Genomic DNA, 12,889 nt, shown 5'->3' with positions numbered 1-12,889 from the left:
GAAGCGCCCGTGAAGCATGACTTCGACGTGCTGGTGGTCGGGTCGGGGTTCGGCGGCAGCGTCGCCGCGCTGCGGCTGACCGAGAAGGGGTACAAGGTCGGCGTGATCGAGGCGGGGCGCCGCTTCGACACGAACCCGGCCGGCGCCCCCGGGGCCCGGTACCCGCAGCTGCCCAAGACCAACTGGCGGATCGCCCGCTACCTGTGGGCGCCGGCGCTCGGCCTCACCGGCATGCAGCGGATGCACCTCATCCGGGGCGCGAAGTCGAGCCGCGTGATGGTGCTCGCGGGCGCGGGCGTGGGCGGCGGGTCGCTGAACTACGCCAACACGCTGTACGTCCCGCCGGAGCCGTTCTTCAAGGACCGGCAGTGGGCGCACATCACCGACTGGCAGGACGAGCTGGCGCCCTACTACGAGCAGGCCAAGCGCATGCTGGGCGTCGTCCAGAACCCCACGACGACCGAGGCCGACAAGGTCATGAAGCGGGTCGCCGACCGGATGGGCAAAGGCGACACGTTCGTCAAGACCCCGGTCGGCGTCTACTTCGGGCGCGGCGCCGGGATCGAGAGCGCCGACCCGTACTTCGGCGGGGCGGGCCCGCGCCGCCGCGGCTGCCTGGAGTGCGGCGAGTGCATGGTCGGCTGCCGCCACGGCGCGAAGAACATGCTCACGGAGAACTACCTCTACCTGGCGGAGAAGGCCGGCGCGCGGGTGATGCCGCTGAGCCGCGTCACGTCCGTCCGGCCGCTGCCCGGCGGGGGGTACGAGGTCGCGATCGTGCGGACCGGCTCGTTCGGCCGCGACCGCAAGACGTTCACGACCGGGCAGGTCGTGTTCGCCGCCGGCACCTACGGGACGCAGAAGCTGCTGCACAAGCTCAAGGCGACGGGCGCGCTGCCGCGCCTGTCGGACCGGCTCGGCGCCCTGACCCGCACGAACTCCGAGGCGATCCTCGGCGGCGGGCGCGGCAACGGGAAGCCGGGGCCCGACTTCTCCGAGGGCGTCGCGATCACGTCGTCGTTCCACCCGGCCCCGGACACGCACGTCGAGCCCGTCCGGTACGGGCGGGGCTCCAACCTGCTCGCCGGGCTGCAGACCCTCCTCGTCGACGGGGACCGGCCGGGCGAGCGGCACACGCCCCGCCTGCGGAAGTTCGCCCGCGAGGTGGTGCGGCGCCCCCGCGACCTGATCCAGCTGTTCGACGTGCGGCACTGGTCGGAGCGGACGGTGATCGCGCTGGTCATGCAGACCCGCGACAACTCGATCACGCTGCGCCCGAAGAAGGGGCCGTTCGGCTGGGACGTCCGCGCGTCCGCCGGGCACGGCGAGCCGAACCCGACGTGGATCCCGGAGGGCCACGAGGCGACGCGGCTGATCGCCGAGGAGATCGGCGGCATCGCGGGCGGCACGTGGGGCGACCTGTTCGACGTCCCGATGACCGCGCACTTCCTCGGCGGCTGCCCCATCGGCGACTCCGCCGACTCCGGCGTCATCGACGCCTACCACCGCGTCTACGGGCACCCCGGCCTGCACATCGTGGACGGCTCCGCCGTCTCGGCCAACCTGGGCGTGAACCCGTCGCTGACCATCACGGCCCAGGCCGAGCGCGCGATGTCGTTCTGGCCTAACCGGGCCGAGGACGACCCGCGTCCGGCCCTGGGCGAGGCTTACCGCCGCATAGGGCCCGTCCTGCCGAAGAACCCGGCCGTCCCGGCCACGGCTCCGGCGGCCTTGAAGCTGCCCATCGTCGACATCACCTGATCCCTTCACCAGAGGGTGAGAGCCCACCGCGAGCAGTGCTCGCGGTGGGCTCGCAGGGGTGTTCAGGTCAGGCGCGGTAGGCGGCCCACTGGGACTGCATGCGCGCGTTCTGGCCCGGCGTGAACTCGTACATGCACGAGTCGTAGCTGTAGTCCATGAAGTTGTGGATCGGGTCTGCGCCCGGAGACGAGCAGGTGTCGCGGCCGGTCGGGCAGCCTGAGGCGGGGCTCTGCTCGGCGGGGGTGTCGGAGACGCGGTCTCCCTGGCCGCCGCATCCGCCCTGGAACGTGTGGTAGAGCCCCATCCAGTGGCCCACCTCGTGGGTGGCGGTGTCGCCCTCGTTGTAGTTGCCCAGGGAACCGCCCGGCAGGCTCTGGTAGTGGATGACGACGCCGTCCATCGACGGCTGGGAGCGGTAGCTGCTCGGGAACGTCGCCCAGCCGAGGAGGCTGGAGCCGAGGTCGGCGGTGTAGACGTTGAGGTCCTGCGCGTTGCCCGTGTGCAGGGCGTTCTTCATCTGGCTCTCGTAGCCCTCCGGGTTGGAGAACCAGGCCGCGTTGTTCGTGCGCCTGATCTCCGCCAGCGTGAACGTGACGCCGCTGCCCGAATAGGCGTTGTTGAGGACGTCGAGCTGCCGGCCCAGGACCGTGTCCGAGACGTTGCCCGCGCTGCCGTAGACGACCTGGAAGTGCACCCTGACCGTGATGGCCGCGGCCGTGTGCGCCTTCTTGAGCTTGCCGACGCGGTTCTGGAAGTCCTTCTCCATCGCGGCGACCTTGGCCGCGCTCGGCTGGTTCCGTTCGGTGGCGTGGGCCCCGGCGCGGACGCGGGCCTGCGCGGGCTGCTCCACGCAGGCGTTGGACGCGGTGGACGGGGCGGCGAGGGTGGCGGGGGCGGCGGGCGCGTACGCCGTGAAGGCGGCGGCCAGGCCGAGGACGGTGGCGATTCCGGCGCGTTTCATGGAACTCCTTGGGGGCGGCGCGAGCGGGGGAGCGCGCGCGGGGGGAGCGGAGTCATCGCTGCAACAAGGGTGAATGCGAACAAACATCACGTCTTTGGCAAACCTGGACGAATCGGAATGGATAACGCTGAATACGGCGCCGTAGCGCGGCGGCGTAGCGTGTCCCGCATGGACGTGGAGGCCGAGGCGGCGCGGGTCCTGGCGGAGTTGCGCGCCCAGGGCGATCCGGCGCGCGCGCAGAGCGAGAAGAGCTATCTGAAGAGCGAGTTCGTCCACATCGGCGTGACCGTGCCCGCGCTTCGCAAAGTGGCCGTTTCTGCGGTCAAGGGCAAGCCCACGCGGGAAGAGGTGCTTTCCCTGGCTCGGCTCCTCTGGGACGTCACCGACGAAGGACGTCCCGTCCATGAGGCCCGTATGGCGGCGATCGACGTGCTCGTCAAGCGGGCGGCCCTACTGGAGCCTTCCGACATGGGGGTGGCCGAAGCGCTCATCCGCGACTCGGCGAGCTGGGTGTACGTCGACCATCTCGCGGAGAAGGTCGTCGGCGGCCTGGTCGTGCGCTACCCGGACCTGGCGGCGGCACTGGACGCGTGGGTCGCCGACCCCTACGTGTGGATACGGCGTACGGCCGTCCTGGCGCTGCTACCGGGCGTCCGGACGGGAGACCCGGATCTGGAGCGAATCAGCCGGTACGGGGACGCGCTGCTGGGCGAGCGCGAGTTCTTCATCAGGAAGGCCCTGGGATGGGTCCTCCGGGAGCTTTCCAAGAAGGACCCGTCCTGGGTGGTGAAGTGGGTGGAGCCCCGCCTGGACGCCATTTCGGGCGTGACGCTGCGCGAGGCCGTCCGGCGGCTCCCCGCGGAGGAGGCCGCCCGGCTGCGCGGGCGGCCGTCCTGAACGCGGCGGGACGCGCTGGGCGTGTCAGGCGCGCTGGGCGCGCTCGGCGCGGTAGGCCGTCCACACCTTGTGCATGCGGGCGCCCTGGCCCGCGGTGAAGGACGTCATGCACGTGTCGTAGCTGTAGTCCATGTAGTTGTGCACCGGGTCGGCGCCGGCGGACGGGCAGGTGTCCTTGCCGGTCGGGCAGCCGTTCGACGGTTCGCGCTCGGCCGGGGTGTCGGCGACCCGGTCGCCCTGGCCGCCGCAGCCGTCCTGGAACGTGTGGTACAGCCCCAGCCAGTGCCCCACCTCGTGGGTGGCGCTGAAGCCCTTGTTGAAGTGCTCGATGGCCCCGCCCGGCATGCTGCCGTAGTGGATGGTCACGCCGTCCATCTGGGGGTCGGTCTTGTACTTCCACGGGAACGTCGACCAGCCGAGCAGGTCGCCGCCGATGTAGGTGCTGTAGAGGTTCAGCGTGCCCTTGCCGCCCTGGTGCAGCATCGGCTTGTACGTGCCCTCGTAGCGCTCCGGGTCCTGGAACCACGCGGCGCTGTCGGAGCGGCTGATCCCGCGGAGCGCGAAGGAGATGCGCGTGTCCGCGCCGCCGTTCCGTCCTCCGTAGGAGGCGTTCATGGTGGCGATCTGGCGGTTGATCGCGGCGGTGGAGACGTTGCCGCGCTGCCCGTCGTGGATCACGTGGAAGAACACCGGAATCGTGATCTGCGGCGCCGAGCGGAGGTCGCCGGCGTCCGACTGGCCGCCGGTCTCGTCCACCGGGCCGAGGCCGAGCCGGTCCAGGAGGCGGTTGAGGCGCTGCTCCACGGTGGCGGCCTGCGCGGGCGTCAGGTCGTTGCGCTCGCGGCCGTGGGAGCCCGACCGCAGGCGCGCCTGCGGGTGCGCGCAGTCGTCCGCGCCGGCGCGCACGGGCGCGGCGGAGGGCGGCCCGGACGGCGTGGCCGGCCCTACCGGCGCGGCCGGCAAGGACGGCGCCGCCGGGACGAGCGCGGCGAGCAGGGCGGTGGCGGCGAGCAGCTTCACGGCACTCCTAGGGAGGTCGCTTGCGGACGGGAGCCATGCAGGCGTGCGCGATCGACTACAGGGCGTCATTAACTCGTATCAGAACGCAGCGCCCCGATGAGTGTGATCAAGGTAAATGGATGCCGACCGTTATCGGTGAATCGCACCATGTGACGACCGGGCGGGGGGTGCGGGGCATAGGCGCAGGCAGCGGGCCCGTAGACTGGAAGCCCCTTCCGGCCGTGCGAAAGGCTTAGTTGGTGGCCGCAGACCAGTCCTTTGACACCGTTCTCGTCGTCGACTTCGGCGCGCAGTACGCGCAGCTGATCGCGCGGCGCGTCCGCGAGTGCCATGTGTTCAGCGAGATCGTCCCGTCCACCATGCCGGCGGCGGAGATGCTGGCCAAGCGGCCGAAGGCGATCATCCTGTCCGGCGGCCCCGCGTCGGTGTACGCGGAGGGCGCGCCGGTGGCGCCCGAGGGGCTGTTCGAGATCGGCGTCCCGACGCTCGGCATCTGCTACGGCCACCAGGTGATGGCGCAGGCCCTCGGCGGGACGGTGGAGAACTCCAACATCGCCGAGTACGGCGGCGCGACCGTGGCCGTCACGTCCCCGGGCATGCTGTTCGCGGGGCTGCCGCACGAGCAGGCGGTGTGGATGTCCCACCGCGACTTCGTCAGCAGCGCCCCGGCGGGCTTCACGGTGACGGCGAGCACCGACGTCACGCCGGTCGCCGGCATGGAGGACCGGGACCGCGGCTTCTTCGGCGTCCAGTTCCATCCGGAGGTTCTGCACACCGAGCACGGAATGGAGATCCTGCGCCGCTTCCTGTACGAAGGCGCCGGATGCCGTCCGAACTGGACGATGGTCAACATCGCCGAGGAGTCGATCGAGGCCGTCCGGCAGCAGGTCGGCGACCGCCGGGCGATCTGCGCGCTGTCGGGCGGGGTGGACTCCGCCGTCGCCGCCGCCCTCGTCCAGCGGGCCATCGGCGACCAGCTGACCTGCGTGTTCGTCGACCACGGGCTGCTGCGCAAGGGCGAGCCCGAGCAGGTCGAGAAGGACTTCGTCGCCGTCACCGGGGTGAACCTGCACGTCGTCGACGCCCAGGAGCGCTTCCTCGCCGCGCTCGACGGCGTCACCGACCCCGAGCAGAAGCGCAAGATCATCGGACGCGAGTTCATCCGGGTCTTCGAGGAGGCCGCGCGCGAGATCGTCGGCGAGGACGCCGACGAGCCGGTCGAGTTCCTCGTCCAGGGAACCCTTTACCCGGACGTGGTCGAGTCGGGCGGCGGCACCGGCGCCGCGAACATCAAGTCGCACCACAACGTCGGCGGGCTCCCCGAAGACCTGCAGTTCGCGCTGATCGAGCCGCTGCGCTCGCTGTTCAAGGACGAGGTGCGCGCGCTGGGCGAGCAGCTCGGCCTGCCGACCGAGATCGTCTGGCGCCAGCCGTTCCCCGGCCCCGGCCTCGGCATCCGCATCATCGGCGCCGTCACCCGCGAGCGCCTCGACATCCTCCGCGACGCCGACGCCATCGCCCGCGAGGAGCTGACCCGCGCCGGCCTCGACCGCGACATCTGGCAGTTCCCCGTGGTGCTGCTGGCCGACGTCCGCTCGGTCGGCGTGCAGGGCGACAGCCGCACCTACGGCCACCCGATCGTGCTGCGTCCGGTGACCAGCGAGGACGCCATGACGGCCGACTGGGCGAAGCTGCCCTACGACCTGCTGCAGCGGATCTCCACCCGCATCACCAACGAGGTCCGCGAGATCAACCGCGTCACGGTCGACATCACGTCCAAGCCCCCGGGCACCATCGAGTGGGAGTGAGCGGCCGGGCGTGACCCGAACGGCCGAAGGCCCGGACGGCGCACCGTCCGGGCCTTCCGCATGTGCCGGGTCAGACGGTCGCGGGGGCCAGCGCGGCCTCGGCGTCCAGGGTCGCGGCCGTCGCGTTGACGACGGCGGCGATCCGCAGCGCCTCCTGGACGAGCTCGCGGGACAGGCCGGCCTCGCGGACGACCTTCTCGTGCGACTCCAGGCAGCGCCCGCACCCGTTGATCGCGGACACGGCGAGGCACCACAGCTCGAAGTCGACCTTGTCGACGCCCGGCCGGCCGATGATCGACATCCGCAGCTTGGCGGGCAGCGTCGCGTACGTCTCGTCCCCGATGAGGTGGGTGGCGCGGTAGTACACGTTGTTCATCGCCATGATCGACGCGGCGCCCTTGGCCGCCTCGAACGCCTCGGCGGTCAAGTAGTCGCCCGCCTCCTCGGCCAGCTCGCGGATGACGACGGCGCTCCGGGTGGCGAGGGCGCAGGCCAGGACCGTCCCCCACAGCTGCTGCTCGGTGAGCTGCGAGGTGGAGGTCAGCGAGCCCAGGTTGAGCTTGGTGTCCTTGGCGTAGCCCGGGAGGGCGCCCTTCAGCGCGTCAACGCTCATGATCAAGTGTCCTTTCCATGCGAACGGCCGGCCGCGCGACGCGGCCGGCCGTCGAACGAACGAGGGGGGATCAGGCGCCGGCGCCGGCCAGCAGCTTGGTCGCGTCGAGGGTGTCCTCGCCCTTGTTCCAGTTGCAGGGGCACAGCTCGTCGCTCTGCAGCGCGTCGAGGACCCGCAGGACCTCCTTGACGTTGCGGCCGACGGACCCGGCGGTCACCATCGCGAACTGGATCTCGTTGTTCGGGTCGACGATGAACGTCGCGCGCTGCGCCACGCCGTCCGCGGTGAGGATGCCGAGGGCCTCGCTCAGCTCGCGCTTGAGGTCGGACATCATCGGGAACGGGATCTCGCGCAGGTCCGGGTGGTCCTTGCGCCACGCGAAGTGGACGAACTCGTTGTCGACGGACGCGCCGAGCACCTGGGCGTCGCGGTCGGCGAAGTCCTCGTTGAGGCGGCCGAACTCGGCGATCTCGGTCGGACACACGAAGGTGAAGTCCTTCGGCCAGAAGAAGACGACGCGCCACTTGCCCTCGTAGGACTTGTGGTTGATCGTCTCGAACGCGTTCTCGGCGTCCAGCGAGACGCAGGCGGTGAGCTCGTACTCGGGGAACTGGTCACCGACAGTAAGCACGCATGCTCCTTCGTCATGAGAAAGGGTCGCCTCCGCATGAGGAGGCGCAGGAGGGCCGCGGGGTTTCCGCCTCGGCGGCCGATGTCACTCAGAGTGCCGCCGCTCGATCAAAAAGAGAAATCGATAAATCCCACGAATGCGATAGGCATCGCCTATCAATCCCGAGCGCACCGCGGTGACCAGCGGAGATGTCGCACCCGGAAAACGCCGCCCGGACGAGCGGTAGACGTAAATCACACAGACTCGCCACAAATCGGGCTTAACACTGCGTAGCGCGCAAGTTTAGGGCGTTCGGCTTTCCGCGCACAACAGGTGATTAATGACTCAGCCCGCAAGGGCCGCCTGGAGGACGTCCCGGAGCCGTGTCGTCGGGCGGTCCAGGAGGCGGGCGAGGGTGGGGTCGACCTCGGCGAACTCGCCCCGGTGGCTCGCGGCGAACATGGCGACCAGCATGTCCGCGGCGAAGTCGGGGACGCCGTGCGCGCTGAGGCTCGCCCGGTACTCGGCGTCCGGGACGACCACGTGCTTGATCGGACGCCCCGTGATCTCGGTCGCCAGGGCCGCGACGTCGGACATGCGGAGGGCCTCGCCCGCCGTCAGTGCCGGGGTCGGGCCGTCGAAGGCCTCCCCGGCCAGGATGGCGGCGGTCGCCTCGGCCAGGTCGGCGTGGGCCGTCCAGGAGACCGGGCCGTCCTCCGGCACGGCCAGTTCGCCGGTCCGCAGCGCGGCGCCCAGGACGGCCGCCGTCGTGGACGCGTAGAAGCCGTTGCGCAGCGCGGTGAAGGGGACGCCCGAAGCGCGCAGCGCCTCCTCCGTGGCCGCGTGGTCGGGCATGGGCGGGAAGACGGACGACGGGTTCGCGCCCATGTGGCTGGTGTAGAGGATCCGGCGGGCGCCGGCCGCCTTGGCCGCGCCGATCGCGGTGCGGTGCAGGTCCAGCAGCTCCTCGCCGATGCTGTCGGCGGAGACGATCAGGACTTGCGACGCCCCCTCGAACGCGCGGGCCAGGCTCGCGGGATCGGCGAAGTCGCCCCGCCGGACGCGGACGCCCCGCTCCGCGAGGTCTCGGGCCTTCTCCGGGGCCCGGACGCTCGCTCCGACCTGGTCCGCGGGAACGCGTTCCAGCAGCCGCTCGATGGTCGCGCGGCCGAGCATTCCGGTGGCGCCCGTAACGATGATCACAGCGTTCCCCCTGGGTCTCCGACGCTTGAATCAGTGCTAACGCAATAACGTTATCACCGTTACGAGGTCAGTGCTAACAGTGCTCTGTTATCGTCATTAGCATGCAGGTCGATGACGTGGCGGCCGGGGACGGGCCGCGGGAGCGCATCCTCGCGGCCACCGCCGAACTCCTCGCGGCGGGCGGGCGCGAGGCCGTCTCGACGCGCGCGATCGGGGCCGCGGCCGGCGTCCGGGCGCCGACCATCTACCGGCTCTTCGGCGACAAGCAGGGCCTGCTCGACGCCGTCGCCGCCGAGGGCTTCGCGGCCTACCTGAGCGGCAAGAGCGCCCCGGAGGCCGGCGCCGACCCGGTGGACGACCTGCGCGCCGGATGGGACGAGCACCTGGAGTTCGGCCTGGCCAACCCGGCCCTCTACCTGCTGATGTGCGAGCCGCGCCCCGGCGCGGTGCCGCCGGCGGCGGTCGCCGGGATCGAGATCCTCACCGCCCGCGTCCGGCGGATCGCCGAGGCCGGCCGGCTGCGCGTCGGCGAGGACCGCGCCGTCCGGCTCGTCCACGCGGCGGGGTCCGGCACGACCATCGCGCTGATCGCGATGCCCGAGGGCGAGCGCGACCTGGAGTTGTCGGTGCTGGCCCGCGAGGCGGTCATCGCGGCGATCACGACGGACGCGCCGGCGCCGGCGGAGTCCGGCCCGGTGGGCGCCGCGGTCGCCCTGCGCGCCGCCCTTCCGCAGGTCGCCGCGCTGAGCGAGGGGGAGCGCGGCCTCATGCGGGAATGGCTCGACCGCATCGCCGACCCGCCCCGCTGACGGCGCCCCGTGGTCAGCGGGCGCGGGCGGCGGCGTGGGTCGCGAGGGCCTCGGCCGCGTCGGCGAACATGTCGGCCAGGTCGGACGGGGTGGCGTCGAGTTCGCCGTCCAGCCAGGCGATGAGGTTCTCGCTCCAGCCCGCCACGAGCATCGTGGCGGTGAAGCGCATCTGCGCGTCGGCGGCGGAGGGGACGTCGTAGAACGTCCGCGCGTAGTCGATGACCTGGCGGGTGTTGCGGCGGAGCGCGGCGCGCTGGCGCGCGCGCAGGACGGGGCTTGCGGGCGCCTCGATCAGCGCCACGCGGACCTTGCGGGGGTCGGCGGCGCCGACCGCGAGGGCCTCCACGGCGGCGGAGCGGACGGTCGCGCGGAGCCCGGCGCCGGACCCGGCGGCGGCGACGCCGCGGGCGGCGGCCTCGGTGATCTCGGTGACGATGCGGTCGTAGACCTCGGTCAGCAGCGCGTCCAGGTCGGTGAAGTTCTCGTAGAAGTAGCGCGGGTTGAGGCCGGCGCGCGCGCAGACCGCGCGTACTGAGGTTGCGGGCAGGCCCTCGGTGCCGAGCAGGTCGAGCGCGGCCTCCAGGAGCGCCGCGCGGCGGTCGGCGCGGCGGCGCTCGGCGGTGACGCCGCCGTAGGTGCGGGAACTCACCCCGCAATCTTGACACAGCCGTTGCCAGATCCTACGTTTCTGGAAACGGATGTAGCCAGATGGAGGCCGCCATGGCCCTGACCACCGCTCCGGACATGGGGAAGATCTTCACCCCGCTGATGCACGAGCACGACTACGCCGTCGACGAGATCGACGGGGAGCTCCCGTCCGGGCTCACCGGGACGCTGTACCGGATCGGCCCCGGGAAGTGGGAGGTCGGGCGCACCCTGATGCACCACCTGTTCGACGGCGACGGGATGGTGGCGCAGTTCGCCTTCGACGGGCGCTCGGTGCGGTTCCGCAACCGCTACGTGCGGACGCCGCAGTTCCGGGACGGCATGGTCGCCGGGCGGGCCCGCAAGCCCGGCGTCGGGACGGCCCTCCCCGGCGGTTTCTGGACGAACTTCGCGAAGTCGAAGGGCCCCGCCAACGCCGCCAACACCGGGATCGCGGTGCACGCCGAGCGGCTGCTGGCCCTCTGGGAGGGCGGGCCGCCGTACCGGCTCGACCCCGACACCCTGGAGACCCTCGGCGTCGACGACTTCCGCGGCCGCCTCCGGGGCATGCTCAAGGCGTTCTCCGCCCACCCCAAGTGGGACCCGGCGACCGGGGAGATGTTCAACTTCGGCCAGGAGTTCGTGCCGTTCCCCTCGCTGAACTGCTGGAAGGTCGACCGGCGGGGCCGGATGCGCCGGCTCGCCACGGTGCGGATGCTGGACCTGCCCTGGAACCACGACGTGGCGCTGACCGCGCGGCACATGGTCTTCGTCCTGGACCCGTACATGTTCGACGTGCGCACGATGCTGCGCGGCGGGCCCATCTTCGACGCGATCCGGCACCGTCCGGAGAAGGGCACCCGCTTCGTGCTCGTTCCGCGCGACGGCGGCCCGGCGCGGATCGTGGAGCACGAGACGCTCGTCCACCTCCATGTTGCCAACGCCTTCGAGGACGGCGCGGACACCGTCGTCGACCTGGTGCAGTTCGATGACTACGAGGCGATCAGGCGCGACCTCACCGGCTTCCGCGCGCGCTTCCCCGGGCTGCCGTCCAGCCGGCTGATGCGGTACCGGATCACGCCGTCGGGACGCGTGATCGAGACGCCGCTGGCCGACGTGACCGGCGAGTTCCCGCAGTACGACTGGCGCCGCTCCACGCGCAGGCACCGGTACACCTACATGGCTGGACGGACGGGTTCCGAAGGTCAGTACGACCAGGTCCTGAAAGTCGACAACGACACCGGCCGCACAGAGACCCATGAGGTCGGGCCGCACGCGTACGTGGGCGAGCCCATCTTCGTGCCCCGTTCGCCCGACGCGGCCGAGGACGACGGCTGGCTGCTGGCCGTGGTGTACCTCGCCGCAGAACACCGGTCGCAGCTCACCATCCTGGACGCTCGCGGCCTGGAGGGCGTCGCGGCGCTGAAGCTGAAGCACCACCTTCCGTTCGGTTTCCACGGCACGTTCACGAGCCGTGTCGCCGACCCCGGCGCCCCCATCCCGCACCCCGACCGACTCCCGCTGTGGTGAACGCCACGGCCGTTTGACCAGGGCCGCATCACTCTTCGTAATGGCGGTTCGATACCGTTCGGTCGAGATGGCGATGAGCAGACCGACGGTGGCGCAGTTGCGGGCGTTCCTTGCGCTCGCCGAGCATCTGCACTTCAGGGACGCCGCCGCCGCGCTGCGCATGAGCCAGCCCGCGCTGTCCGGAGCCGTGGCCGCGCTGGAGGACACCCTCGGCACCCGGCTGGTCGAACGGACGACCCGCAAGGTTCTGCTGACCCCGGCGGGGGAGCGGGTCGCACGGCGGGCGGAGGTCGTCCTAGCCGAACTGGACCGCCTGGTAGACGAGGTCAAGGCCGTCCAAGGGACGCTTGTGGGGCCGCTCAGGGTCGGTGTGATCCCGACCGTCGCGCCGTACCTGCTCCCGCTGGTCCTGCCGAGGCTCGCCAAGGAGTTCCCCGACCTGGAGCTGTCGGTTCACGAGGAGCAGACCGAGCACATCGTCGCCGAACTGCTCGCCGGACGCCTCGACGTGGTGCTGCTGGCGCTGCCCGTCGCCGCGGACGGCGTCGCGGAGATCGTCCTGTACGACGAGGACTTCGTGCTCGTCGCGCCGCCCGGGTTCGAGCTGGGCGACGAGGAGGTCCCGCGCGAGGCGCTGAACGACCTCGACGTCCTGCTGCTCAACAAGGGCCACTGCATGCGCGACCAGGCCCTGGACATCTGCCGGGACGTCGGTGCGCGCGCCGCCGCCGCGACCTACGCGACGAGCCTGGCGACGCTTGTCCAGCTCGTGTCGGGCGGGTTCGGCGTGACGCTCGTCCCGGAGACGGCCCTGCCGGTGGAGACGCGCCGGGCGCCGAACCTCGGCCTGCACCGGTTCGCGGCGCCGGCGCCGTTCCGCCGGATCGGGCTCGGGTTCCGGTCGACGTCGCCGCGCGCGGACGAGTTCGAGGCGCTCGCGGAGAGCGTCCGCGGCGCCGTCGCCGACTCCGGGGTGGCCGACGGGGTCCGTCCCGGCGGGTCAAGCGCCGAAGCGTAAGGCTGCGGTAAATC

At 71.5% G+C, this 12,889-nt stretch carries 12 protein-coding genes; 6 read left to right on the top strand and 6 right to left on the bottom strand.

All coding sequences use genetic code 11. The features are described 5' to 3' along the window. The first annotated feature begins 9 nt into the window (after positions 1 to 9). Positions 10 to 1,761 carry an FAD-dependent oxidoreductase gene (locus ACGFI1_RS21080; RefSeq protein WP_386876015.1) on the top strand — a complete coding sequence of 584 codons (1,752 nt, stop codon included), beginning with the start codon at positions 10 to 12 and terminating at the stop codon, positions 1,759 to 1,761. A 67-nt stretch (positions 1,762 to 1,828) separates the two neighbouring features. Here ACGFI1_RS21080 and ACGFI1_RS21075 read toward each other — a convergent pair whose 3' ends face one another. After that, a complete protein-coding gene (locus ACGFI1_RS21075) occupies positions 1,829 to 2,722 on the bottom strand; it encodes a zinc metalloprotease (protein ID WP_392787204.1) in 894 nt (297 codons plus the stop codon). Positions 2,723 to 2,890: 168 nt separating this feature from the next. On the opposite strand from ACGFI1_RS21075, the gene ACGFI1_RS21070 reads away from it, so the two are divergent. Next, positions 2,891 to 3,619 (top strand): DNA alkylation repair protein, encoded by a 729-nt coding sequence (locus tag ACGFI1_RS21070; protein ID WP_392787202.1) that lies wholly within the window; start codon positions 2,891 to 2,893, stop codon positions 3,617 to 3,619. 24 nt (positions 3,620 to 3,643) lie between these two features. Here ACGFI1_RS21070 and ACGFI1_RS21065 read toward each other — a convergent pair whose 3' ends face one another. Next, positions 3,644 to 4,639 (bottom strand): zinc metalloprotease, encoded by a 996-nt coding sequence (locus tag ACGFI1_RS21065; RefSeq protein ID WP_392732614.1) that lies wholly within the window; start codon positions 4,637 to 4,639, stop codon positions 3,644 to 3,646. A 239-nt stretch (positions 4,640 to 4,878) separates the two neighbouring features. Here ACGFI1_RS21065 and guaA point away from each other — a divergent pair, with 239 nt between their 5' ends. Then, entirely contained in the window at positions 4,879 to 6,447 is a 1,569-nt protein-coding gene (guaA, locus tag ACGFI1_RS21060) for a glutamine-hydrolyzing GMP synthase (RefSeq protein WP_240807217.1), read from the top strand. Positions 6,448 to 6,517: 70 nt separating this feature from the next. Here guaA and ACGFI1_RS21055 read toward each other — a convergent pair whose 3' ends face one another. The 3 genes from ACGFI1_RS21055 to ACGFI1_RS21045 form a co-directional block, all read right to left on the bottom strand. Beyond that, the gene (locus tag ACGFI1_RS21055) at positions 6,518 to 7,060 is read right to left on the bottom strand and encodes a carboxymuconolactone decarboxylase family protein (protein WP_138634509.1); all 543 of its coding nucleotides are present in this window, start codon (positions 7,058 to 7,060) and stop codon (positions 6,518 to 6,520) included. Between the two features lie 70 nt (positions 7,061 to 7,130). After that, a complete protein-coding gene (locus ACGFI1_RS21050) occupies positions 7,131 to 7,691 on the bottom strand; it encodes a peroxiredoxin (protein WP_138634512.1) in 561 nt (186 codons plus the stop codon). Between the two features lie 324 nt (positions 7,692 to 8,015). After that, on the bottom strand, positions 8,016 to 8,873 hold the full coding sequence (locus ACGFI1_RS21045; RefSeq protein WP_392787199.1) for an SDR family oxidoreductase: 858 nt from the start codon (positions 8,871 to 8,873) through the stop codon (positions 8,016 to 8,018). A gap of 101 nt (positions 8,874 to 8,974) precedes the next feature. Here ACGFI1_RS21045 and ACGFI1_RS21040 point away from each other — a divergent pair, with 101 nt between their 5' ends. Further along, a complete protein-coding gene (locus ACGFI1_RS21040; protein WP_386876026.1) occupies positions 8,975 to 9,682 on the top strand; it encodes a TetR/AcrR family transcriptional regulator in 708 nt (235 codons plus the stop codon). 13 nt (positions 9,683 to 9,695) lie between these two features. Here the strand turns inward: ACGFI1_RS21040 and ACGFI1_RS21035 are convergent, their stop codons facing one another. Next, complete coding sequence (locus tag ACGFI1_RS21035) at positions 9,696 to 10,331, bottom strand: TetR/AcrR family transcriptional regulator (RefSeq protein WP_392787197.1); 636 nt, start codon at positions 10,329 to 10,331, stop codon at positions 9,696 to 9,698. A 71-nt stretch (positions 10,332 to 10,402) separates the two neighbouring features. Between ACGFI1_RS21035 and ACGFI1_RS21030 the strand changes: the two genes are divergently transcribed. Then, positions 10,403 to 11,857, top strand: a complete 1,455-nt coding sequence (locus tag ACGFI1_RS21030; protein ID WP_392787195.1) for a carotenoid oxygenase family protein — start codon at positions 10,403 to 10,405, stop codon at positions 11,855 to 11,857. A 73-nt stretch (positions 11,858 to 11,930) separates the two neighbouring features. Beyond that, entirely contained in the window at positions 11,931 to 12,875 is a 945-nt protein-coding gene (locus tag ACGFI1_RS21025) for a LysR substrate-binding domain-containing protein (protein ID WP_364551065.1), read from the top strand. Positions 12,876 to 12,889: the final 14 nt, after the last annotated feature.

The organism is Actinomadura geliboluensis (genome assembly GCF_043197915.1).
Taxonomy (GTDB): domain Bacteria; phylum Actinomycetota; class Actinomycetes; order Streptosporangiales; family Streptosporangiaceae; genus Spirillospora; species Spirillospora geliboluensis.
This window is presented reverse-complemented; position numbering and strand designations above follow the sequence as displayed.